Origin of the sequence: Thermus brevis, from assembly GCF_026427635.1 — a bacterium.
In the GTDB taxonomy this organism is placed as follows: Bacteria; Deinococcota; Deinococci; order Deinococcales; family Thermaceae; genus Thermus; species Thermus antranikianii.
On sequence record NZ_CP102606.1, the window covers coordinates 102,077 to 120,994 of the forward strand.

An 18,918-nucleotide genomic window follows, 5' to 3' on the forward strand; every position below is an offset into this window, starting at 1 on the left:
CCTAGGCTTCCTTCAGCCAGCGGGCCACTTCCAAGGCGTAGTAGGTAAGGATCCCCTGGGCCCCAGCCCGCCTTAGGGCGTAAAGGCTTTCCAGAACCGCCCTCCTTTCGTCCAGCCAGCCCCTTTGGCTTGCCGCCTTCAGCATGGCGTACTCCCCGGATACCTGGTAGGCGAAAAGGGGCTTGGAAAACCGCCCCTTAAGGGCAAAAAGCACGTCCAGGTAGGGAAGGGCCGGCTTGACCATGAGCATGTCGGCCCCCTCGAGGTCATCCAGGCTGGCCTCCCGCAAGGCATCCCAGAGGCCAGCCCTCGGGTCCATCTGGTAGCCCGTACGGTCCCCGAACTGGGGGGCGCTCCCTGCCGCCTCCCGGAAGGGGCCGTAGAAGGCGGAGGCGTACTTCACCGCATAGGAAAGGATGGGCACGTGGGCAAAACCCCCCTGGTCCAAGGCCTCCCGGATGGCCTTGACCTGCCCGTCCATCATGGCGCTGGGGGCCACCACATCCGCCCCCGCCTGGGCCTGGGAAAGGGCGGTCTTGGCCAAAAGCTCCAGGGTGGCGTCATTATCCACGTAAAACCCCAAGGGACCTTCCCGCACCACCCCGCAGTGGCCGTGGTCCGTGTACTCGCAAAGGCAGGTGTCGGCCATGACGAGAAGTTCGGGAAACTCCCGCTTCAGAAGGCGGATGGCCCGCTGGACGATGCCCTCTTCCGCATAGGCTCCATGCCCCAGGGAATCCTTCTCTTCCTCGGGCAACACGCCGAAGAGAATCACCCCGCCCAGGCCCGCCTTGAGCACCTCCTCCGCCAAGCGGGGCAGCTGGGCCAGGGGATGCCGGAAGACCCCGGGCATGGAGGAAACCTCCTCCGGCTCCCCTCCCTCCTTCACAAAGACCGGCAGGACCAGGTGCCTCGGGCTAAGCTCCACCTCCGCCACCAAGGGCCTTAAAAGGGGCGAACGCAGCCTTCTTGGGCGCTCCATGCCTTCCACTATACTCAGGGAGGAGGGAGCATGAACCTGCAGAAGCTCTTGAAGGAAGCGCAGAAAGCCCAGAAGAAAGCCGCCGAGATCCAGGAGCGGCTGGAAACCATGACCGTGGTGGGCACGGCCCAGGGCCTGGTGGAGGTGGAAGCCAACGGCCACGGCAAGATCCTGGCGGTCCGCCTGAAGCCCGAGGTGCTCACGAACTTCCAAGAGGACCTCGAGGGCCTGGAAGACCTCCTGCTGGTGGCCATCCAGGACGCCCAGAGAAAGGCCCACGAGCTTTCGGAGAAGGAGATGGCCCGGGAGCTTGGCGGCGTGGGGCAGATGCTGGGCAAGCTCTTCTAGGATGAGGTACCCGGAAAGCCTCCTTAAGCTCACCCGCGCCCTCTCCCGCCTACCTGGGATCGGCCCCAAGACGGCCCAGAAGCTCTCCCTTCACCTGGCCTTCCACCGGGAGGAGGCCGAGGAGCTGGAAAGGGCCCTGGCGGGCCTCGAGGCCCTGGGCGTCTGCCGGGTCTGCGGCAACCTGGCGGAGGGGGAACTTTGCCCCATCTGCCAGGACGAAAGCCGGGACCGGTCGGTGATCGCCGTGGTGGAAACGGTCTCCGACCTGTACGCCCTGGAACGGAGCGGGGAGTTCCACGGGCTTTACCACGTGCTGGGTGGGGCCTTGAACCCCTTGGAAGGAGTGGGTCCAAGGGAGCTCAACCTGGAAAGCCTCTGGCCTAGGCTTTCCAGGGTGGAGGAGGTGGTCCTGGCCACCTCCATGACCGTAGAGGGGGAGGCCACCGCCCTCTTCCTGGCGGAGGAGCTCAAGCGCCGGGGGATCAGGGCCAGCCGCCTGGCCTACGGCCTCCCCGTGGGGGGAAGCCTGGAGTACGTGGATGAGGTAACCTTAGGCCGGGCCCTGGAGGGGAGGAAACCCCTTTAGGCCCTGGGGAAAGGGCATGGAGGAGCTTCTGCAACACCTCCTGGACCAGGTGGAGGGGGCCTTTGCCGCCGCCATCGGCACCCTGGACGGGCTCCTGGTGGAAGGAGCCAGGCGCAGGCGGGTGGACCTCGAGGCGGCCGTGGCGGAGCACGCCGCCCTTTTGCGCCAGGCCAAGGCCGCCTACGCCGGAAGCCTGGGCACCCCCCGGGTGCACGAGCTTTTGGTGGGGGGCCACCCCGTGGTAGGCTATGTCCACGTGGTGCGTAGGGCAGGCCCACGACCCCAGGGACCCGTGCCTCGAGGCAAGGGACACGAGGAACTTTTCCTCCTTCTTCTCATGGCACCGGAAGCCAACCTGGGCCAGGCGCGCCTGCAAACAGCCAAGGCCGTGGAAAAGCTGGCGGAGGTGGCGGGATGGCCTACCTAGAGAGCCTGGCCCCCTTTGGCGTCAAGAGGGCGGTGCTCACGGGCCTGGACGGCCTGGTCATCGAGGCCCTGGGCCGGGGCAACCCCCCGGCTGAGGTTCTGGCGGCGGAGCTGGCCTCCCTGGTGCGGCACATGACCCCCTTGGCGGAAGCCCTCTCCGGGGAGGTGCGCCGCTTCACCCTGGCCACGGAAAACCACGAGATCCTGGCCCTCAGGGTGGGGGAGTACGTCCTGGGGGCGGTCATCGAGCGGGGCATGGACCGCAAGGCCGTGGGCCAGGAGTTAACCCGCATCGCCCTTAAGGTGCAGAACCTCTGACGGTTAAGGAGGCATGGTGGAGCAAGCCCTACAGGAACTCAAGGCCACCAAGGGGGTACGGGTGGCCGCCCTCCTCAGCGAGGACGGGTTCGTGGTGGAAGAGGCCCGGGAAGGGGATGCCCCGGAGGCCAGCCTTCTTTCTGCCCGGGCGGCCACGGTGCTGGGCACCGCCAAGGCCCTGGCCCAGACCCTGGGCCAGGAAGGGGTGGAGGAGGTCATGGTAGAGTACCCCGAGGGGGCCCTGCTACTGGTGCCCCTTCCTGGCTATCACCTGCTCCTTCTTCTGGACAGCGTGAGAAGCCTGGGGCGGGTACGCCTAGCCTTGAAAAGGGCCGTACCCAAGTTGGAGGAGGCGCTTCGATGAGCGAGCTAAAGCTGGACATCCAAATCGACAAGGACGTGGCCCTGGGCCGGTACACCAACCTGGCCCTCATCGCCCATACCAAGAACGAGTTCATCCTGGACTTCGCCTTGTTGCAACCCCAGGGCGGGGCCATGGTGGTCAGCCGGGTGATCACGAGCCCCCAGCACGCCAAGGCCCTTCTCCGGAGCCTGGCGGAAAACGTGGCCCGGTACGAGGAAACCTTCGGCCCCATTCCCGAGCCGGTGGCGGAAAGCCAGGCCTAAAGGAATGCCACGGGTCCCCGCCCTGGCTTGTGCCAGGGCGGGGTAGCCCTAGAGGTTTTCCCGCCACCAGTCCAAGTAGGCCTTGAGCCGGGCGATCCTGCGGTCTGGCCTTCCGGAGCGGGAAAGCTCGTGCCCCTCCTCGGGTACCCGGAAAAAGCGGGCCTTCACCCCCAGGTGGAGGAGGGCGGTGTACCAGGTTTCCCCCTGGTCTATAGGGCAGCGGTGGTCCTGCTCGGAATGGACCACCAGGGTGGGCGTCCGCACCTGGTGGACATAGCGCAAGGGGCTTTTCTCCCAAAGCACTTCCGCCCTCTCCCAGGGCCTGGCCATAAGCTCCATGAAGGTGTAGCGGGGACCGATGTCACTGGCCCCGAAGAAGCTGAACCAGTTGGCGATGCTCCGGTCGGTGACCGCCGCCTTGAAGCGACCGGGGTGGCGGGCGGTGAGCCAGTTCACCATATAGCCCCCGTAGCTTCCCCCCGCCACCCCCACGCGGCCAGGATCCAGGGGGAAGCGGGCCAGAACGTGGTCCAAGAAGCCCAGGAGGTCTCGCTCGTCCCGCTCCCCCCATTCCCCCTGGAGCAGGGTGAAGTCCTGGCCGTAGCCGGTGGACCCCCTTGGATTGGCAAAGGCCACCGCATACCCCGCCTGGCGGAAGAGCTGGAGCTCCAGCATGGGTGCCCGCCCAAAGGCGGTGTGGGGCCCCCCGTGGATGTACAGGATGACCGGGTGGGGTCCTTGCCCTTCCGGAAGCAGGACCCACCCCGGCACCCGGTGCCCTTCCGGGCTCGGCCACTCGGTGTAGATGGGCTCGGCCAGGGGCAGGGAAACCCCCTCGTTGGGGTCGTAGACCCCCAGGGGACCCCAAAGCCGGGCCGGATGGGTAAAGTCCTCGATGAGGAGGAAGAGGCCCCGCTCCGTGTGGGCAAAGGAGAGGACGCTCCCCTCCACGGGCAGGGCCTCGGCCTCCCCCTCGAGGCCCACCCGGTAAAGCCTTCCCGTTCCCTCCTCCGTGCGCACGATATAGACCCCATTCCCGGCCCACCTGGGCCCCTGGGTATGGGCCCCGTGGCGGAGATCGGAGTTGATGGAGTTGTGCAGGCTACCCTCGAAGAGAACCCGAACCCCCCCGCCATGCAGGTGGTAAAGCCGGGCTTCCGTGCCCCCTCCCTGTTCAAAGGCGTGGCCCAGGAAGAAAAGCCCTTCCGGGCTCCACTCCAGGGCAAAGATGGGGCCAAAGCCGCCGTAGACCTTTTGCAACCTGCCTTCCTTAAGCAGGTAGAGGGTATCCCGCCACTCCGCCTGCGCCCCCTTATCCTCGGCCATCACCAGGTAGAGCCCTTCGGGGGAAGGCACCATCTCTTTAGGGACGGGGTAGCGGTCCAGAAGAAGTTTCTGCTGACCCTCCTCGAGGGCATAAAGGGCCACATTCCCCTCGGGCAGGAGGCCCCGGCCGTCGAACTTGAAGGGCCACCCCTCGTACACGCGGGGGCTACCCGGCTTGGGAGCCTCCTTCAGGGCCAGGAAAACCACCTCCCCTTCAGGACCTAGGGCGTAGTCCAAGACCCCCGGGGTTTCCGTAAGCCTCTCCGCCTCCCCACCCCTTAGGTCCAGGCGGAAAAGCTCCTGGACTTCCCCCACCTTGCGCAGGAAGTAGACGTAAGGATGGGCATAGCGGGGCTTTTTGGCTTCCTCCTGGGTGAGAAAGCGCAAGGTGCCGTCAAAAAGGGCCAGCCTCGAGCGGTACCGGGGCGGGTCCCCCTCCTGGATATCGGTCAGCAGGAAAAGGGGGAAGCCATCGGGGCCAGGGGTGAGGTCCGACAGGAAGCGGAGCTTGAAAAGGATTTCCGGTTCCATGCCTCCATAATACTGACCGGTCATTCGCCTGCCCCCAGGTCCGCCTTTCCGGTAAGCTGGGCGCCATGGACCGGGACGAGCTGGTGCGCTACCTGGACACGTACCTGCGCCTGAAGGACTTCCCCCAGGACCTTTCCTTAAACGGCCTGCAGGTGGAGGGAAAGAAGGAGGTGCGCAAGGTGGGGGCGGCGGTGGACGCCGCCGAGGCCATCTTCCAGAAGGCCCTCGAGGAGGGGGTGGACTTCCTCCTGGTCCACCACGGGCTTTTCTGGGGCAAACCCTTTCCCATCGTGGGCCACCACAAGCGCCGCCTGGAACTCCTCTTCCAAGGGGGCATCAACCTCTACGCCGCCCACCTTCCCCTGGACGCCCACCCTGAGGTGGGCAACAACCACGAGCTGGCCCGGGCCCTAGGCCTGGTGGAGCTGGAGCCCTTCGACGTGGGGGTGAAAGGACGCTTTCCCCTTCCCACTCCCTTGGTCCAGGTGGCGGACATGCTGGGCCAGCTCACCGGGATGCAGCCCTTGGTCCACCAAGGGGGCAAAGGCCTGGTGGAAACGGTGACCATCGTATCCGGCGGGGCAGCGAGCCTCATCGGCCAGGTGGACACGGACCTCTTCATCACCGGGGAACCCAAGCATAGCGTCTTCCACGAAACCTTTGAGCGGGGCCTAAACGTCATCTACGCCGGCCACTACGACACCGAGGTCTTCGGGGTCAAGGCCCTGGCCCGGCACCTGGAGGCCCGCTTCGGCCTGCCCTGGGTCTTCCTGGACCATCCCACAGGGCTATGAAGGGCTTCTTCCTCACCCTCGAGGGCCTGGACGGCTCGGGCAAAACCACCCAGGCCCGGCTCCTGGCCCAGTTCCTGGAGGAAAAGGGGATAAAAGTGCGCCTGACCCGGGAGCCCGGCGGGGGGCTTCCCGGGGTGCGGGACCTCCTTTTAAAGGGAGAAGCCCTTTCCCCGGAAGCCGAGTACCTCCTCTTCAGCGCCGACCGGGCGGAGCATGTGCGCAAGGTGATCCTTCCCGCCCTGGAGGAGGGCTTTTGGGTCATCTCCGACCGCTACCTGGACTCCAGCCTGGCCTACCAGGGTTATGGCCAAGGCCTTCCCCTCCCCTGGCTTAAGGAGGTGGCCAAGGAGGCCACCCTGAGCTTGAAACCCCACCTCACCTTCCTTCTGGACCTGCCCCCGGAGGAAGCCCTTAAGCGGGTATCGGCCCCGGACCGCCTGGAAAGGATGGGGCTACCCTTCTTCCAGCGGGTACGCCAAGGCTACCTCGAGCTGGCGGCGGCGGAACCCGAGCGCTTCAGGGTGCTGGATGCCACCCGACCCGTGGAGGAGGTGCAGGCCGCCATTCAAAGCGGCATCCTTCCCCTTCTGCCATAATGACCCTATGCGCCCCTTTCCTCCCGCCTGCCGGCTCAGCCTTGGGGCCCTTTGGCTCGCCCTGGGGCTTTGGGCCTTAGGCCAGGGCCTTACCTTTCCCAAAAGCACCCTCTTCATGGAGCAAGGAGGCAAGCGCTACTTCCTAAGGGTGGAGGTGGCGGACACCCCCGAGCGCCAGGCCCAGGGCCTTATGTTCCGCAAAAGCCTGGGGGAGGATGAGGGCATGGTCTTCCTCTTCCCTACCCCCACGGCCGGAGGCTTCTGGATGAAGAACACCCTCATCCCCCTTTCCATCGCCTTCTTTGACCGTCAGGGGCAGATCCTCCGCATTCTAGACATGGAGCCCTGCCGCAAAGACCCCTGCCCTGTGTACTACCCTGGGGTGGTGTACCAAGGAGCCCTCGAGGTGAACCAAGGCTGGTTCCAAAGGCGGGGCCTCACCCCTGGGACCAGGGTGGGGGGTGAGGCCCTGAAGCTCTGGCCCAAGTAAGGTGGAACGAAACCCCTTCTTCCCCCTGGTGGCCTTTGCCCTGCTGATCGCCCTTTCCGTCTTTTCCTTCATGGGCTACCTGCTCGCCGCCAGGAGGCTGCAAACCCCTCCTCCACCCCAAAAGGTGGTGGTGGATACAGCCCATGGCCAAAGGGTGCTCCAGGCCCGTATAGCCCGCACCCCGGAGGCCTGGAGCCGGGGCCTGGGAGTGCGGAAGGAGGAGCTCGAGGCCCTCCTTTACCTGTTCCCCGAGGCCACCGACGCCTCCTTCAACGCCCAGGGCTACCGCTTCCCGGTGGTGCTGGCCTTTCTGGACGCCAAAGGCCGGGTGCTCAAGGTGGCCAGGCTCCAGCCTGGGGAAACCTACGCTCCGGGCCTCGCCTACCGGGGGGTGCTGGAGGTGCGGGAGGGCCTCCTGGAAATCGCCCCTGGGGACCGTGTGAGGCCTTAAGCCTGCCCGCAACCCACCCTAGCGCCCTTGAGGGGCCTGTTGCATCCCCCTCAGGTCCAGGAGAAAGTTCCCCGTGCTGGGGACAAAAATGGTATGCACCCCAGGAGCCAGCTTCTCGGCGAAGGTGAGCTGGACCACCTCGGGAGCGCTTTTCAAAGCCCGGCCCCTGAGTTCTATGGCCCTGGCCTCCCCTTCCGCCCGCAGAATGGCCGCATCCCATTCCCCTGGGCCTCAATGACTCGGCGCTGGGCAGCACCATACCTCCGGCTAGGGGTAAAGAGGAGCCCCACCCCCAGCAGGACCAGCGCCAACACCGCTAGATTGAGCATGGAAAGAGTATAAGGCCCGAAGCTCTAGCTTCGGGCCTGGACGCACCAGGGCTACTCCTCTTTCTTGCCCTCCGAGCTTTCCGACTTGGAGCCGGAGTCCTTCTTGGCGTAGTCCTTCACGTGCCAGCCCGAGCCCTTGAAGATGATGGCGGGAGGGGTGATGACCCGCTTCAAGGGCTCGCCGGTTTCCGGGTGCGCCTTGAGAGGCTCGTCGTGGAAGCCCTGTTCAAACTCGTAGTAGTTCCCCGTTTCCAGGCCCTTGTAGACGTAGACCGGCATACCTACCCTCCTGTCCGGCCATTCTGACACTCGGCTACCTTGAGTGTCAAGGGGGTGGAGTGGTACCCTCCCCCCGTGGACAAGCCCGCCCTGCGCCGGCACTGCCTCCGCCTCTGGCGAACCCTGGACCGAAAGCGTCTTTCCGAGCAGGTGGTGGAGGTTCTGGTGCCCTGGCTTAAGGCCAGGGGCTTCCGGGCCATCCTCCTTTACCATCCCCTGCCCCACGAGCTGGACCTCCTTTCCCTCACCCGGCTTTACCCTGCCCGCTACTACCTGCCTAAGGTAGCGGACATAGGGCTTACGGTTCACCCCTTAGGCCCCTTGGTCCCCGGACCCTTCGGCCTCCTGGAACCCACCACCCAGGCAGTGGACCCCCAGGCTCTGGACCTGGTGGTGGTCCCCGGGTTGGCCTTTGACCAGGAGGGCTACCGCCTGGGACACGGCAAGGGGTATTATGACCGTTTCCTGGCCACGGTCCAGGCCGAGAAGCTTGGAGTCATCCCCAGGGCCCTTCTGTTTCCCCGCCTTCCCCGGGACCCCTGGGACGTGCCGGTAAGTTTCTTGGCCACCGAGGAAGGGGTGCACCCGGTCAAATGACCCGTGGGTCAGGCCCCGGGGGTGCTACACTTAGGCCCATGCGGGGAGCCCTTTTGGATCGGGACGGGGTTCTGCTCCTCATGGACGAGGAAGCCCTTTACAAGAAGGCCCTGGAGCTTTCCATCCACGGGGCTGGCCTGGAAAAGACCCTGGCGGTTCTGGCCCGGGCGGTGCGGGAAATCAACGAGGTGGTCCGCACCCTTCAGGTGCGCACCCTCGAGGAGGAAGCCACCTTTTGGAACACCCTGGCCCAAAAGGTGGCCCAGGAGCTTGAGCTTTTCGGCCTCGGGAAAGCCTCCTTATCCAAGGAGCTCCACTCCTGGCGCTACTACCACTTCATGCGCAAAGCCCCTGGGGCGGAAGCCCTCCTTCGAAGCCTCAAAGAACAGGGCCTTAAGGTGGGCGTGCTCTCCAACACCTTGCCAAGCCTACGGGAAAGCCTGGCCTACCACGGCCTGGATGTCTACGTGGATGGCTTCTTTGCCTCCTGCACCCTGGGGGTAGCCAAGCCTGACCCCAGGGCGTTCCAGATGGCCCTCGAGGCCATGGACTTGGCCCCGGAGGAAACCCTCTACCTAGACGACGACCCGGAGAACGTAGAGGTAGCCTCGAGCCTGGGGCTCAAAGCCTTGGTATATCCCGCTACAATTCGGGACTCTTCAAGATAAACACATCCATGAAGAGCTCGCTACAGCACGGGAAGCTCAGCCACTGTCAGCACTTCCAAAGCTGGCGTACCCTGGCGGAAGGCGGCGATCCGTCCCACCACCCGCCCCCCTGCCCGGAGCACCATCCTCTCCATGGCCTTCATGGTTTCCCCGCTGGAAACCACATCGGATATCAGGGTCACCTTTTGGTTAAGAAGCTTTTCGGCGAAACGCCGGTCCAGCCAGAGCACCTCCCCCACGCCCAGGGTCAGGGTCTGCACCTCCTGGATGATGGGATCCTCCATGTAGGGGCGGCGCCGCCTTCTCGCCACCACGTAGGGTAGGCCCATCTCCTCCGCAAGGACGTGGGTGAGGGGAATCGGGCTTGTTTCCGTGGTGAAGAGTACCTCGGTGCCCGCGGGCACCAAGGGCTTTAGGGCCTGGGCCGCCGCCCGCACCAGCTCGGGGTCTCCCAAAAACTCCACCAGGGGAATGCGCCGCCCGGGCAAGGGCTCGATGAGGGGCACGTGGCGGGTGACGCTGCCGATGGTGATGGGATAGGTTTCCATAAAACCTCCTATTCCGGCTTAAAGAGGGGCAGATGGCCTAGGGCAATGACATCCTGGCGGGGCGTGCCCTCGGTGAAGACCGCCAGCACCGCCACCACCTGGCCCCCCACGCTCTCAATGAGCTCCCGGAGGCCCGAAAGGGTGGAACCCGTGGACACCACATCGTCCACAATGGCCACCTTGTGCCCCCGGATGAGGGGGATATCCGCCCCATCCAGCACCAGAAGCTGGGGCTTGCCCGTGGTGATGGAGAGCACCTGGCGGCTCACGGGGTTGATCATGTAGGGCTTCTCCGTCTTCCGGGCCACCACATAGGGCTTCTTAGTAATCCGGGAAAGGGCATGGGCCAAGGGCACCGCCTTGACCTCAGGGGTGACCAGGGTTTCCACCTCAGGGGGTAAGCGCTTGGCCAGTTCCTCGGCGGCGGCCTCGGTGAGCTCGGTGTCCCCCAGAAGGTTTAGAAGGGCCACGGCCACATCCGGCCCCACCTGGACGATGGGAAGCTCGCGCCGAACCCCAGCGATCTCCACAGGGTAAGTCCTCACGCCGCTAGTCTATACTCAAGGTATGCTGAACGCCAAGATCGAGACCCTGGGCGTGGACCCCCAGAACGGGAGCGTGGTGGTCCTGCTCAGGACGGAGAACGACAAGCTTCTCCCTATCGTCATCGGTCCCCTCGAGGCCCACCACATCGTGGTGGCCTTGCAAGGCGAAAAACCCCCGCGCCCCCTTACCCCCGACCTCCTCCTCTCCGTGATGGAAATGCTCCAGGGGAAACTCCTGCGCGTGGAGATCATCGACCTGCGGGACGGCACCTTCTATGCCCGACTCATCCTGGAACACCGAGGCATCGAGCTGGAGGTGGACGCAAGGCCCTCCGACGCCATGGCCTTGGCCCTTAGGGCCGGGGCCCCCATCCTGGTGGCCGAGGAGGTGGTGGAAAAAGCGGGGGTGGAAGAAGCCAGCCTAAAGCCCCACGGAGCCGCTGAGGCCTAGTGCGCAGGCTCCTTTTCCTCCTTCTTTCCCTTGGACTGGCCTTTGGCCAGCGGGTAGCGGTTGTGGGGGATTGGGGCCAGGACACCCCGGGCCGGGCCCAGGTGGCTAACCTGCTTCGGACCGAGCACGCCCGCAAGCCCCTGGCCGCCCTCTTCACCGCAGGGGACAACTTCTATCCCCGGGGGCTGGTGGTGGAGCGTTTCCTAAAGGAGCTTCCTCCCATACCCCTTTACCCCGCCTTCGGCAACCACGATGCCCCCAACCTCGAGGGCCAGCTCAAGCGCTTCCAGCTGGAAAGACCCTATTACCCAGTGCGCCTGGGGGCAATGGAGTTCTTCATCCTCTACACGGAAGGAGACCTAAAGGCCCAGCGGGAATGGCTGGCCCAGGCCCTTAGCCGCCCGCAGGCACCCTGGCGGGTGGTGATCCTCCACCGCCCCCTTTACTCCTCGGGGTTACACGGGGGAAGCCCGAGCCTAAGGAGCCTCCTCGAGCCCCTTCTACGCCAGCACCGGGTACCCCTGGTCCTGGCGGGCCACGACCACCATTACGAGCGCCTCCAGGTGGGCTTCACCACCCACCTGGTGGTGGGCGGAGGCGGGGCAGGCCTCTACCCCACCAAGCCTCCTTCCCCCTACACCCAGGCCCTGGCGGTGACCCACCATGCCCTTTTCCTGGAGGCGGAAGGGGAAACCCTGGTGGGCTACGCCCTGGACCCTAGCGGCCAGGTGCTGGACCGCTTCGTCCTCAAGAAGGACTCCCCATGACGTGCACGTGCACGTGGAAGACCTCCTGCCCTCCCTTCTCCCCCACGTGCACCTGGACCTTATACCCCTCGAGGCCCAGGACCCGGGCCACCCGGTTTGCCGTGCGGAAGAGAGCCCCGAGCTTTCTCTCCCCCTCCTCCGTGTCGGGGTAGTCGGAAAGCTTCGCTATGTGTTCCTTGGGCACCACCAACACGTGCACCGGGGCCTTGGGCCTTATGTCGTGGAAGGCCACGAAGCCCTCGTCCTCGTAGACTTTCCGGGAAGGAAGCTCCCCGGCGATGATGCAGCAGAACACGCACTCCATGGGAAAAAGTCTACCTTATGGGGAGTTCCAAGGGAAGCGGAGCCTCCTCCAGCCTTTCCACCCGGCCCAAAAGGGTGTATCCCTCCGCTCCCTCCACCCGCGCCAAAACCGTATCCCCCGGCCGGGCAGAACCGGAAAGGCGGGCCTCGTAGTAGTCGGGGGTGTGGCCGAGGGCAAGGCCCCCCTGGATCCTCTCCACCAAAACCTCCACCTGGCTTCCCAGCTTGGGCCTGATGCGCTCCTCCGCAAGACGCTGGGCCAAAGCGATGATCTCCTTGGTGCGCCGCTTGCGCACCTCCGGCGGCACCTGGGGCATGGAGGCCGCCCGGGTCTTGGGACGGGGGGTATAGGTGAAGGCGTGGACCCGGGTGGGCCTAAGCTCCTCCAGAAAGGCCAGGGTTTCCTGGTGCTCCTCCTCGGTTTCCGTGGGAAGCCCGGCGATGACATCCGTGGTGAGGGCAAAGCTCGGGATGAGCTCGTAGGCCCTCTGCACCAGGTTGCGGTAATAGGCCTTGTCGTAGCGGCGGCCCATGAGCCTTAGGAGGCGGTCCGAACCCGTCTGCAGGGAAAGGTGCAGGTGGGGCCTGATCCCCGGGGCATACCGGGCGATGACCCTAAGGAGGTCCTCCCCCGTGTCCTCGGGTTCGATGGAGGAAAGCCGCACCTTGGCCCCCAGGTGGTAGAGGTCCTCCACCAAACCGGCAAGGCCCCTGGGATGGCCCCGGTAGCTTCCAAGCCGCACCCCCGTGAGCACGATCTCCTTTATGCCTATCCTCAGAAGGGCCTCCGCCTCCGCCAAAGCATCCCGGTAATCCCGATGCCGTTCCTTGCCCCTTAGCCGGGGGATGATGCAGTAGGCGCAGCCCACCTGGCAGCCATCCTGCACCTTCAGAAAAGCCCGGACCCGGCTATTGAGAAGCCCCCTTTCCCCCGCCCCCCAGAACTCGTTGGGGGGGGTGGTGATGGGATCTGAGGGAAGCCCGAAATGCTCCAGGATCACCTTGGGAAGCTCCGCCTTGCGGGAGTTGGGCACCACGGCGTCGGCACCCAGCTCCCGCACCTCCTCCGGGGAAAGCTCGGCGTAGCACCCCGTGACCACGATGAAGGCCCCTGGGTTGGCCCGCCTGGCCCGGCGGATCTCCTTGCGGGCATCGGCCTCAGCGGTGGTGGTCACGGCGCAGGTGTTGATGACCACCAGGTCGGCCCCCGCCTCGAGGGGAACCACCTCCGGCTCCAGGGCCTTGAGGAAGCCCAGCAGGGCCTCGGTTTCCACCTGGTTCACCTTGCACCCGAGGGTGCGGAAAGCCGCGCGCATCCTTCCCATTCTGGTAGGCTAAGGGGGCTTAGTCAACAACCGGGAGCAGAGTGTGACCCTCCCCACTTGCCGGGAAAACCCCAAAGGTTGTAGTATTCCAGGCGTCTGCCCCAAGATGTGGGGGAAACACCCCGAGGGGGTCTGGAGGATTTATGGAACGGTATTTCTTTGACGATCACGCGCAAGCCATCGCCAGGCGCCAGTATTTCCAGGAAGGGGACGGGGATATTCTCGGCATGTTCCGCCGGGTGGCCCGGGAGATCGCCAAGGTGGAAAAACCCGAGGACCAGGCCTACTGGGAGGAAAAGTTCTATGACCTCATGGCCTCCAAGCGCTTCTCTCCCGGCGGGCGCATCCTGGCCGGGGCAGGCACCCCCCACGGCAACCTCCTGAACTGCTTCGTGCAGGGAGCCACCCAGTACCCCCCGGAAAGCTTTGATGGGATCATGGAGGTGGCCAAAAAGCTGGCCCTGGTCACCAAGGTGGGCGGGGGGAACGGGGTCAACCTGGACCCCTACCGCTCCAAGGGGAACCGCCAGCGCCGGGCGGTGCGGGGCGTGGCCTATCTTTCCGCCCGCCACCCCGATGTGGCCGACTTCATCCGGGGCCTGATGCGCCCCCCCACCAACCCGGAAGGGGAAAAGGAGGAGATCGCCCTGAAGAACTTCGTGCGGGCGGTCTACGGGGAGGTTTCCCCCGAGCTCAGGGCCCTGGCGGAACGCTACGGGGTCCTGGTGGTCCAGGAACCCCCTCCCGGGGCCATCCAAGTGCCCGACGACATGGGGGGCATTGTGGAGGCCGCCAAGGAGGCAGCCGCCTTGGCCCTGAAGGGCCTCGAGCCCCACGTGGACTTCTCCCTCCTTCGGCCTGAGGGAGCTCCCATCCGGGGCTCCGGGGGTACCAGCTCCGGCCCGGTGAGCTTCCTTATGGAGATCTTCGACAACTTCCTGGAGTGGGCCGCCCTGGGAGGGGAGGAAGCGGGGCCCGTGGCCACCTTACGGTATGTGTACGCCCCGGTGCTCCGGGTGGTGAGGCAGGGGGGATGCCTACACCCCGACACCTTGGTACACACCGACCGGGGAACCCTCCGGCTTCGGGAAATCGTGGACCCCTTCCGTAAGGGTTGGCAACGCCACACCCTAAGCGTGGCCACGGATCAGGGATGGCGCTTTAGCCCCGAAGGATACAACAACGGGATTGCTCCCACGCTACGGATTGTTTTGGAAAACGGCCTCGAGGTCCAGGGTACCCCCAACCACAAGCTAAAGGTCTTACGGGAGGACGGCAGCCGGGAGTGGGTAGAGTTGCAGCACCTAAAGCCGGGGGACTGGGTTATTTGGGTTCTGGACGAGCACACCGGTACCCCGGTTCAGTTGGCCCCTTTGGATGAGCCCCTTCACCCCAATGCCACCCCCATCCGCACCCCTCACCTGCTGACAGAGGAGCTGGCCTTTCTCTTGGGTTTCCTGTGGGGAGAAGGGTTTGTCAGCGGGGACCGCATAGGCCTTTCCGTACATGAGGACGAACCCATGCGGGAAGAGGCCAAACGGCTCTTCCGAGAACTCTTTGGCCTGGAGCTTCGGGAGGAAAGCAAATCCCGGGACAAGAGCGTGACCCTGGTGGTGCGGAGCGCTCCTCTTGTGGCTTGGCTCCGTAAAAACGGCCTCCTCAAAGGGAAAGCACGGGAACTCGAGGTCCCTAGGGCCATCCGCCAAAGCCCTAGGCTTGTTCTGGGAGCCTTTCTGCGCGGGCTCTTTGAAGCAGACGGCTCCATAGCCGCCGGCTACCCCATGCTCACCACCGCTTCCCGGCGCTTAGCCCAGGACGTCATGGTCCTACTGGGCGGTCTGGGCATCCCTTCCAAGCTCATGCGTTACAACCCCTTGCCCGGACGCTTCTCCAAGGCCGAGCACTACCGGGTGCGGGTGGTGACCGCCAAGGGACTCGAGCGCTATTTGGAACGGGTGGGCATCCCCCAGGGATCCCGCTTCGAAGCCCTTTTGGCCACGAAACCCGACACGCGCAGGGAATCCAGCTGGCCCCTACCTCATGCCAAAGGTTTGCTGGGACCTCTTCTTGAGACCACGCAGGCCGGTAGAAAAGGGTACCCCTCGGCCCACACCGCCTTACGTAAAGACCTTCTCCGCTACATGCGGGGGGAAAGGCAGCTTACCGCCACGGGATACACCCTGGTCCTGGAGAAAGCCCACCACGCGGGCCTGTCTGCCCCAGAGTTTGAGTTCAAAGAGTACTACGTCCGGGTAGCCTCCGTTGAGGAAGGGGGCTCCATCCTTACCCTAGACCTATCCGTGGAGGACAACCACACCTACCTGGCAAACGGACTGGTCAGCCATAACACCCGCCGCGGGGCGGGGATGGCTACCCTTTCCATAGAGCACCCTGACCTCCTGGACTTCCTCACCGCCAAGGACCTGGACCGGGAAAAGGCCGAGGGGGATATCTCCACCTTCAACATCTCCGTCCTGGTCACCGAAGCCTTCATGAAGGCCCTCGAGGAGGACGCCCTCTGGCCCGTGACCCCCATTGAGGTGCCGGGAAAGTACTACCCCCATCCCCTAGGAAGCACCTACACGGGCCAGATCCCCAACCTGCCGGAGCGGGAGGATGGGGCCAAACCCATTCCCCTTTTCGGGGGCAAGGTTCCTGCCCGCTGGCTCTGGCACGAGATCGCCTGGCACGCCTGGGCCACCGGGGAGCCAGGGCTTATCTTTGTGGACCGCATCAACGAGCTTTCCGCCCTCAAGGGCCTCGGGCCCAGGTACCAGATCCGCTCCACCAACCCCTGCTTTGTGGGTAGCACCCGCATCCCCACGGAGTACGGCCTGGTGCCCATTGAAGAACTGGCCCAGAAGGGAAGCTTCTTCCTGGTCACCGATAACCGGGCTCCCTTCGGGGGCTTGGGCAGACCTAGGCCGGGAATGGGCACCACGGTGCGCCGGGCCGCTAAGGCCTTCTTCACCGGAGTGAAGCCTGTGGTGCGCCTCACCACCCGGGAGGGCCTCGAGGTCACCCTTACCCCAGACCACGAGGTCCTAACCCCTGAGGGGTACCGGGAAGCAGGTAGCCTCAAGCCCGGGGACCGCATCCTGATCCAAAGCGGGGAAGGCCTCTTCCCAAAGGAGGAACTCCTCCCTGCCGCTGTCCTGGCCGTGGCCCAAGCCCGGGTGGCTACCGCGGGAAGCCGAGGAAGCAGGGGACGCCAGGACGTGCAGGCCCAATACGCCAACCTTCCCACCCGGTGGAGCCGGGAGCTAGGGGTAGCCCTGGGATGGCTTTTGGGCGATGGTTACCTTCGGGAAGATGGGGTAGGCTTCTACTTCTCCCGGCAGGACTTTGAACATGTTTCATGGCTCCCCACCCTTCTAAGGGATTGGTTCGGTGGGGGAAGCCTCCAAGAAACAGCCTCTTCCACCTATCACCTCCATTTCAACCGGATCCCCTCCGAGTTCTTCCAGGCCCTAGGGGTAAAACCTGCCAAGGCCACGGAGAAGCGGGTCCCCGAAAGCCTCTTCCGGGCACCCCGCGAGGCCGTGGTGGGGTTTCTCCAAGGCCTTTTCAGCGCCGATGGCTCGGTGCAGATCAACCCCCACAAAAAGGACGCCACCGTCCGCTTGGCCTCCTCGAGCCTGGGTCTTTTAAAAGATGTTCAGCTCCTTCTCCTCAACCTGGGCATTTATGGGAAGATCTACAAGCGCCGCGAGGCCGGGCTCAAGGCCTTGCCTAACAGCCAGCGAAAGCCCACGCTCTACCCGGTGGCTGCCCAGTACGAGCTCATTCTCGGGGCGGAAAACCGGGACTATTTTGCCGAGGTGGTGGGTTTCCTGCAAAAGGAGAAGCAGGAAAAACTCATGGCTTTCCTGAAGGACCGCCCCCGGGGCAGCTACGCAAAACCCTTCTTGGCCACGGTGGAAAGGGTGGAGCCCGCCGGGGAAGCCCCTGTGTACGACCTCACCGAGCCGGTCACCCACAGCCTCATCGCCGGAGGCCTGGTCTGCCACAACTGCGGGGAGATCCCCCTCACCGTGGGCGAGCCCTGCGATCTTGGGGCCTTGAACCTGGCCACCTACGTGAAGGACGGGGAGTTCCAGATGGAGGAGTTCAGGAGGGATGTCCACACGGCCATCCGCTTCCTGGACAACGTCCTGGACGTGAACAGGTTCGCCCTCCCCGACAACGAGGAGGCGGCCAAGAAGCTCAGAAGGCTTGGCCTCGGGGTCATGGGCCTGGCGGACGCCCTCATCAAGATGGGCCTCCCCTACTCTTCCGAGGAGGCCAGGAAAAGGGTCTACGAGATCATGTCCGCCATGCGGGAGGAGGCCATCAAGGCCTCGGAGGCCCTCGCAAAGGAAAGGGGGGTCTTCCCCCTCTACGAGGCGCACCGGGAGTACTTTGAGGCCCTGGGAATCAGGCCCAGGCGGAACGTGGCCCTACTCACCGTGGCCCCCACCGGCACCACCAGCATGGTCATGGGGGTTTCTAGCGGCATCGAGCCCGTCTTCAGCCCCTTCGTGTGGCGGAGGATCGGCGGGGAGTACAAGCCCCTCCTCCACCCCCTCTTCGTGGAGCTGATGGAGGCCTACCCGCCCCATCCCGATTACGAGAAGGAAGGCGGCTGGGACTGGGAGAAGATCATCGCCGCCATCCAGGAGGACGGGCACGGCTCGGTCAAGAACCTTCCCTTTGTCCCCGAGGCGATCCGCCGGGTCTTCGAGTGCGCCCACGACATCCATCCCCTGGACCACGTGCGGATGCAGGGAGCCGTGCAGCGAGCCTTCGACGCCGAAGGGTACGCTGCTAACTCGCTCTCCAAAACGATCAACCTGCCCAACCACGCCACCGTGGAGGAGGTGGAGGCCGCTTATCTGGAGGCCTACCACACGAGGTGCAAGGGCATCACCGTCTACCGGGACGGCTCCCGGGAGTTCCAGGTGCTCACGGTGAGGAAGGAGGAGAAGAAGGCAGAGGAGGACAAGGAAGAAGCTCCTTTGGCTTCCCACCCTGCCCCCCAGGCCCTCTCGCCAGCGCCTCAACCGGGTACCCCCATGTACGAGCGCCCGGGCAGGCTCATGGGCTTTACCGACATGGTCAAGCTCCTCTCCCCCGACGGGGGCAAGCGGAGCTTTCTGGTCACGGTGAACATGCTGGAGGGAAGGCCCATAGAGGTCATCCTCACCTCGGGCAAGGCAGGAGACGAGGCCAACGCCGATTCCGAGGCCCTCGGCCGGGTGGTCTCCATCGCCCTCCAGTACGGGGTGCCCCCGGAGGCCATCGTGAGGACCCTAAGGGGCATCAACGGCGGTCTTTACGGCACCTACCAGGGCAGGCTGGTTTCCAGCAAGGCGGACCTGATCGCGGTGGCGCTGGAAACCATCCCCGAGGTCCTAAAGGGGGAGGCCACCGCTGCCCCTAAGGCAGTCCCCGATGAGCTGACCGAGGTACCCGCCCTCTCTGGCGGTTCACTTGGGGTACAGGGGCCCCAAAGCGGCCTGGCCCTGGCGGGAGCCACCAAGTGCCCCTCCTGCGGGGAGGTGGCCCTGGTGCGGGAGGAGGGATGCTACAAGTGCCAGGTCTGCGGCTACTCCAAGTGTGGTTAGACCGCCCGTAAGGGTGTCCAGGCCC

At 64.8% G+C, this 18,918-nt stretch carries 22 protein-coding genes and 1 pseudogene; 15 read left to right on the forward strand and 8 right to left on the reverse strand.

Annotated features, from left to right (window positions below; all coding sequences use genetic code 11):
* Position 1 precedes the first annotated feature (1 nt).
* Positions 2-982 (reverse strand): porphobilinogen synthase, encoded by a 981-nt coding sequence (gene hemB, locus KQ693_RS00555; protein ID WP_267261606.1) that lies wholly within the window; start codon positions 980-982, stop codon positions 2-4.
* A gap of 30 nt (positions 983-1,012) precedes the next feature.
* Between hemB and KQ693_RS00560 the strand changes: the two genes are divergently transcribed.
* From KQ693_RS00560 to KQ693_RS00585, 6 genes are read left to right on the forward strand one after another with little or no spacing between them, the layout of a single operon-like run.
* Positions 1,013-1,330 carry a YbaB/EbfC family nucleoid-associated protein gene (locus KQ693_RS00560; protein ID WP_105316954.1) on the forward strand — a complete coding sequence of 106 codons (318 nt, stop codon included), beginning with the start codon at positions 1,013-1,015 and terminating at the stop codon, positions 1,328-1,330.
* Between the two features lies 1 nt (position 1,331).
* Positions 1,332-1,916, forward strand: coding sequence for a recombination mediator RecR (gene recR, locus KQ693_RS00565; protein ID WP_267261607.1), 585 nt, complete (start codon positions 1,332-1,334; stop codon positions 1,914-1,916).
* Positions 1,917-1,932: 16 nt separating this feature from the next.
* Positions 1,933-2,343: a roadblock/LC7 domain-containing protein gene (locus tag KQ693_RS00570; RefSeq protein WP_219759641.1), complete on the forward strand. Its 411-nt coding sequence runs from the start codon at positions 1,933-1,935 to the stop codon at positions 2,341-2,343.
* Positions 2,331-2,660 carry a roadblock/LC7 domain-containing protein gene (locus KQ693_RS00575; protein WP_015718002.1) on the forward strand — a complete coding sequence of 110 codons (330 nt, stop codon included), beginning with the start codon at positions 2,331-2,333 and terminating at the stop codon, positions 2,658-2,660. The genes KQ693_RS00570 and KQ693_RS00575 overlap by 13 nt, the downstream gene beginning before the upstream one ends.
* Positions 2,661-2,673: 13 nt before the next feature.
* Entirely contained in the window at positions 2,674-3,024 is a 351-nt protein-coding gene (locus KQ693_RS00580; protein ID WP_371180293.1) for a roadblock/LC7 domain-containing protein, read from the forward strand.
* Positions 3,021-3,287 (forward strand): DUF3467 domain-containing protein, encoded by a 267-nt coding sequence (locus KQ693_RS00585; RefSeq protein ID WP_015718004.1) that lies wholly within the window; start codon positions 3,021-3,023, stop codon positions 3,285-3,287. Before KQ693_RS00580 ends, KQ693_RS00585 begins: the two co-directional genes overlap by 4 nt.
* Before the next feature lie 48 nt (positions 3,288-3,335).
* Here the strand turns inward: KQ693_RS00585 and KQ693_RS00590 are convergent, their stop codons facing one another.
* Positions 3,336-5,144 carry a S9 family peptidase gene (locus KQ693_RS00590; protein WP_267261608.1) on the reverse strand — a complete coding sequence of 603 codons (1,809 nt, stop codon included), beginning with the start codon at positions 5,142-5,144 and terminating at the stop codon, positions 3,336-3,338.
* 65 nt (positions 5,145-5,209) lie between these two features.
* Here KQ693_RS00590 and KQ693_RS00595 point away from each other — a divergent pair, with 65 nt between their 5' ends.
* The 4 genes from KQ693_RS00595 to KQ693_RS00610 are packed head-to-tail and all read left to right on the forward strand — an operon-like array spanning position 5,210 to position 7,475.
* Positions 5,210-5,938, forward strand: coding sequence for a Nif3-like dinuclear metal center hexameric protein (locus KQ693_RS00595; RefSeq protein WP_015718006.1), 729 nt, complete (start codon positions 5,210-5,212; stop codon positions 5,936-5,938).
* Complete coding sequence (gene tmk, locus KQ693_RS00600; protein ID WP_267261609.1) at positions 5,935-6,534, forward strand: dTMP kinase; 600 nt, start codon at positions 5,935-5,937, stop codon at positions 6,532-6,534. The genes KQ693_RS00595 and tmk overlap by 4 nt, the downstream gene beginning before the upstream one ends.
* A 7-nt stretch (positions 6,535-6,541) precedes the next feature.
* Complete coding sequence (locus KQ693_RS00605) at positions 6,542-7,024, forward strand: DUF192 domain-containing protein (protein WP_267261610.1); 483 nt, start codon at positions 6,542-6,544, stop codon at positions 7,022-7,024.
* Position 7,025: 1 nt separating this feature from the next.
* On the forward strand, positions 7,026-7,475 hold the full coding sequence (locus tag KQ693_RS00610) for a DUF192 domain-containing protein (protein ID WP_267261611.1): 450 nt from the start codon (positions 7,026-7,028) through the stop codon (positions 7,473-7,475).
* Between the two features lie 18 nt (positions 7,476-7,493).
* Here KQ693_RS00610 and KQ693_RS00615 read toward each other — a convergent pair.
* Positions 7,494-7,729: pseudogene (locus tag KQ693_RS00615) on the reverse strand (prohibitin family protein); the annotation flags it as partial.
* Between the two features lie 126 nt (positions 7,730-7,855).
* Positions 7,856-8,083 (reverse strand): FmdB family zinc ribbon protein, encoded by a 228-nt coding sequence (locus KQ693_RS00620; RefSeq protein WP_019551534.1) that lies wholly within the window; start codon positions 8,081-8,083, stop codon positions 7,856-7,858.
* A gap of 75 nt (positions 8,084-8,158) precedes the next feature.
* On the opposite strand from KQ693_RS00620, the gene KQ693_RS00625 reads away from it, so the two are divergent.
* Both KQ693_RS00625 and KQ693_RS00630 read left to right on the forward strand, forming a co-directional pair.
* A complete protein-coding gene (locus KQ693_RS00625) occupies positions 8,159-8,680 on the forward strand; it encodes a 5-formyltetrahydrofolate cyclo-ligase (RefSeq protein WP_267261612.1) in 522 nt (173 codons plus the stop codon).
* 38 nt (positions 8,681-8,718) lie between these two features.
* Complete coding sequence (locus KQ693_RS00630) at positions 8,719-9,348, forward strand: HAD family hydrolase (protein WP_267261613.1); 630 nt, start codon at positions 8,719-8,721, stop codon at positions 9,346-9,348.
* A gap of 20 nt (positions 9,349-9,368) precedes the next feature.
* On the opposite strand, the gene KQ693_RS00635 is transcribed toward KQ693_RS00630, so the two are convergent.
* Both KQ693_RS00635 and KQ693_RS00640 read right to left on the reverse strand, forming a co-directional pair.
* On the reverse strand, positions 9,369-9,896 hold the full coding sequence (locus KQ693_RS00635; RefSeq protein WP_219759650.1) for a type I phosphoribosyltransferase: 528 nt from the start codon (positions 9,894-9,896) through the stop codon (positions 9,369-9,371).
* An 8-nt stretch (positions 9,897-9,904) separates the two neighbouring features.
* Positions 9,905-10,441 carry a phosphoribosyltransferase family protein gene (locus KQ693_RS00640; RefSeq protein WP_135256966.1) on the reverse strand — a complete coding sequence of 179 codons (537 nt, stop codon included), beginning with the start codon at positions 10,439-10,441 and terminating at the stop codon, positions 9,905-9,907.
* 22 nt (positions 10,442-10,463) lie between these two features.
* Here KQ693_RS00640 and KQ693_RS00645 point away from each other — a divergent pair, with 22 nt between their 5' ends.
* Positions 10,464-10,892 (forward strand): bifunctional nuclease family protein, encoded by a 429-nt coding sequence (locus tag KQ693_RS00645; protein WP_015718016.1) that lies wholly within the window; start codon positions 10,464-10,466, stop codon positions 10,890-10,892.
* Positions 10,892-11,659: a metallophosphoesterase gene (locus tag KQ693_RS00650; protein ID WP_267261614.1), complete on the forward strand. Its 768-nt coding sequence runs from the start codon at positions 10,892-10,894 to the stop codon at positions 11,657-11,659. The genes KQ693_RS00645 and KQ693_RS00650 overlap by 1 nt, the downstream gene beginning before the upstream one ends.
* On the opposite strand, the gene KQ693_RS00655 is transcribed toward KQ693_RS00650, so the two are convergent.
* Positions 11,640-11,963: a histidine triad nucleotide-binding protein gene (locus KQ693_RS00655; protein WP_267261615.1), complete on the reverse strand. Its 324-nt coding sequence runs from the start codon at positions 11,961-11,963 to the stop codon at positions 11,640-11,642. The genes KQ693_RS00650 and KQ693_RS00655 overlap by 20 nt on opposite strands.
* A 10-nt stretch (positions 11,964-11,973) precedes the next feature.
* Entirely contained in the window at positions 11,974-13,278 is a 1,305-nt protein-coding gene (locus KQ693_RS00660; RefSeq protein WP_267261616.1) for a MiaB/RimO family radical SAM methylthiotransferase, read from the reverse strand.
* Positions 13,279-13,430: 152 nt separating this feature from the next.
* Here KQ693_RS00660 and KQ693_RS00665 point away from each other — a divergent pair, with 152 nt between their 5' ends.
* Positions 13,431-18,893 carry an LAGLIDADG family homing endonuclease gene (locus KQ693_RS00665; RefSeq protein ID WP_267261617.1) on the forward strand — a complete coding sequence of 1,821 codons (5,463 nt, stop codon included), beginning with the start codon at positions 13,431-13,433 and terminating at the stop codon, positions 18,891-18,893.
* Positions 18,894-18,918: the final 25 nt, after the last annotated feature.

Coding starts and splice junctions, on each gene's coding strand:
- recR (WP_267261607.1), top strand. CDS start 1,332: ATGAGGTACCCGGAAAGCCTCCTTAAGCTCACCCGCGCCCTCTCCCGC.
- KQ693_RS00630 (WP_267261613.1), top strand. CDS start 8,719: ATGCGGGGAGCCCTTTTGGATCGGGACGGGGTTCTGCTCCTCATGGAC.
- KQ693_RS00645 (WP_015718016.1), top strand. CDS start 10,464: ATGCTGAACGCCAAGATCGAGACCCTGGGCGTGGACCCCCAGAACGGG.
- KQ693_RS00575 (WP_015718002.1), top strand. CDS start 2,331: ATGGCCTACCTAGAGAGCCTGGCCCCCTTTGGCGTCAAGAGGGCGGTG.
- KQ693_RS00660 (WP_267261616.1), bottom strand. CDS start 13,278: ATGCGCGCGGCTTTCCGCACCCTCGGGTGCAAGGTGAACCAGGTGGAA.
- KQ693_RS00665 (WP_267261617.1), top strand. CDS start 13,431: ATGGAACGGTATTTCTTTGACGATCACGCGCAAGCCATCGCCAGGCGC.
- KQ693_RS00585 (WP_015718004.1), top strand. CDS start 3,021: ATGAGCGAGCTAAAGCTGGACATCCAAATCGACAAGGACGTGGCCCTG.
- KQ693_RS00595 (WP_015718006.1), top strand. CDS start 5,210: ATGGACCGGGACGAGCTGGTGCGCTACCTGGACACGTACCTGCGCCTG.
- KQ693_RS00655 (WP_267261615.1), bottom strand. CDS start 11,963: ATGGAGTGCGTGTTCTGCTGCATCATCGCCGGGGAGCTTCCTTCCCGG.
- hemB (WP_267261606.1), bottom strand. CDS start 982: ATGGAGCGCCCAAGAAGGCTGCGTTCGCCCCTTTTAAGGCCCTTGGTG.
- KQ693_RS00620 (WP_019551534.1), bottom strand. CDS start 8,083: ATGCCGGTCTACGTCTACAAGGGCCTGGAAACGGGGAACTACTACGAG.
- KQ693_RS00635 (WP_219759650.1), bottom strand. CDS start 9,896: ATGGAAACCTATCCCATCACCATCGGCAGCGTCACCCGCCACGTGCCC.
- KQ693_RS00590 (WP_267261608.1), bottom strand. CDS start 5,144: ATGGAACCGGAAATCCTTTTCAAGCTCCGCTTCCTGTCGGACCTCACC.
- KQ693_RS00605 (WP_267261610.1), top strand. CDS start 6,542: ATGCGCCCCTTTCCTCCCGCCTGCCGGCTCAGCCTTGGGGCCCTTTGG.
- tmk (WP_267261609.1), top strand. CDS start 5,935: ATGAAGGGCTTCTTCCTCACCCTCGAGGGCCTGGACGGCTCGGGCAAA.
- KQ693_RS00580 (WP_371180293.1), top strand. CDS start 2,674: ATGGTGGAGCAAGCCCTACAGGAACTCAAGGCCACCAAGGGGGTACGG.
- KQ693_RS00560 (WP_105316954.1), top strand. CDS start 1,013: ATGAACCTGCAGAAGCTCTTGAAGGAAGCGCAGAAAGCCCAGAAGAAA.
- KQ693_RS00570 (WP_219759641.1), top strand. CDS start 1,933: ATGGAGGAGCTTCTGCAACACCTCCTGGACCAGGTGGAGGGGGCCTTT.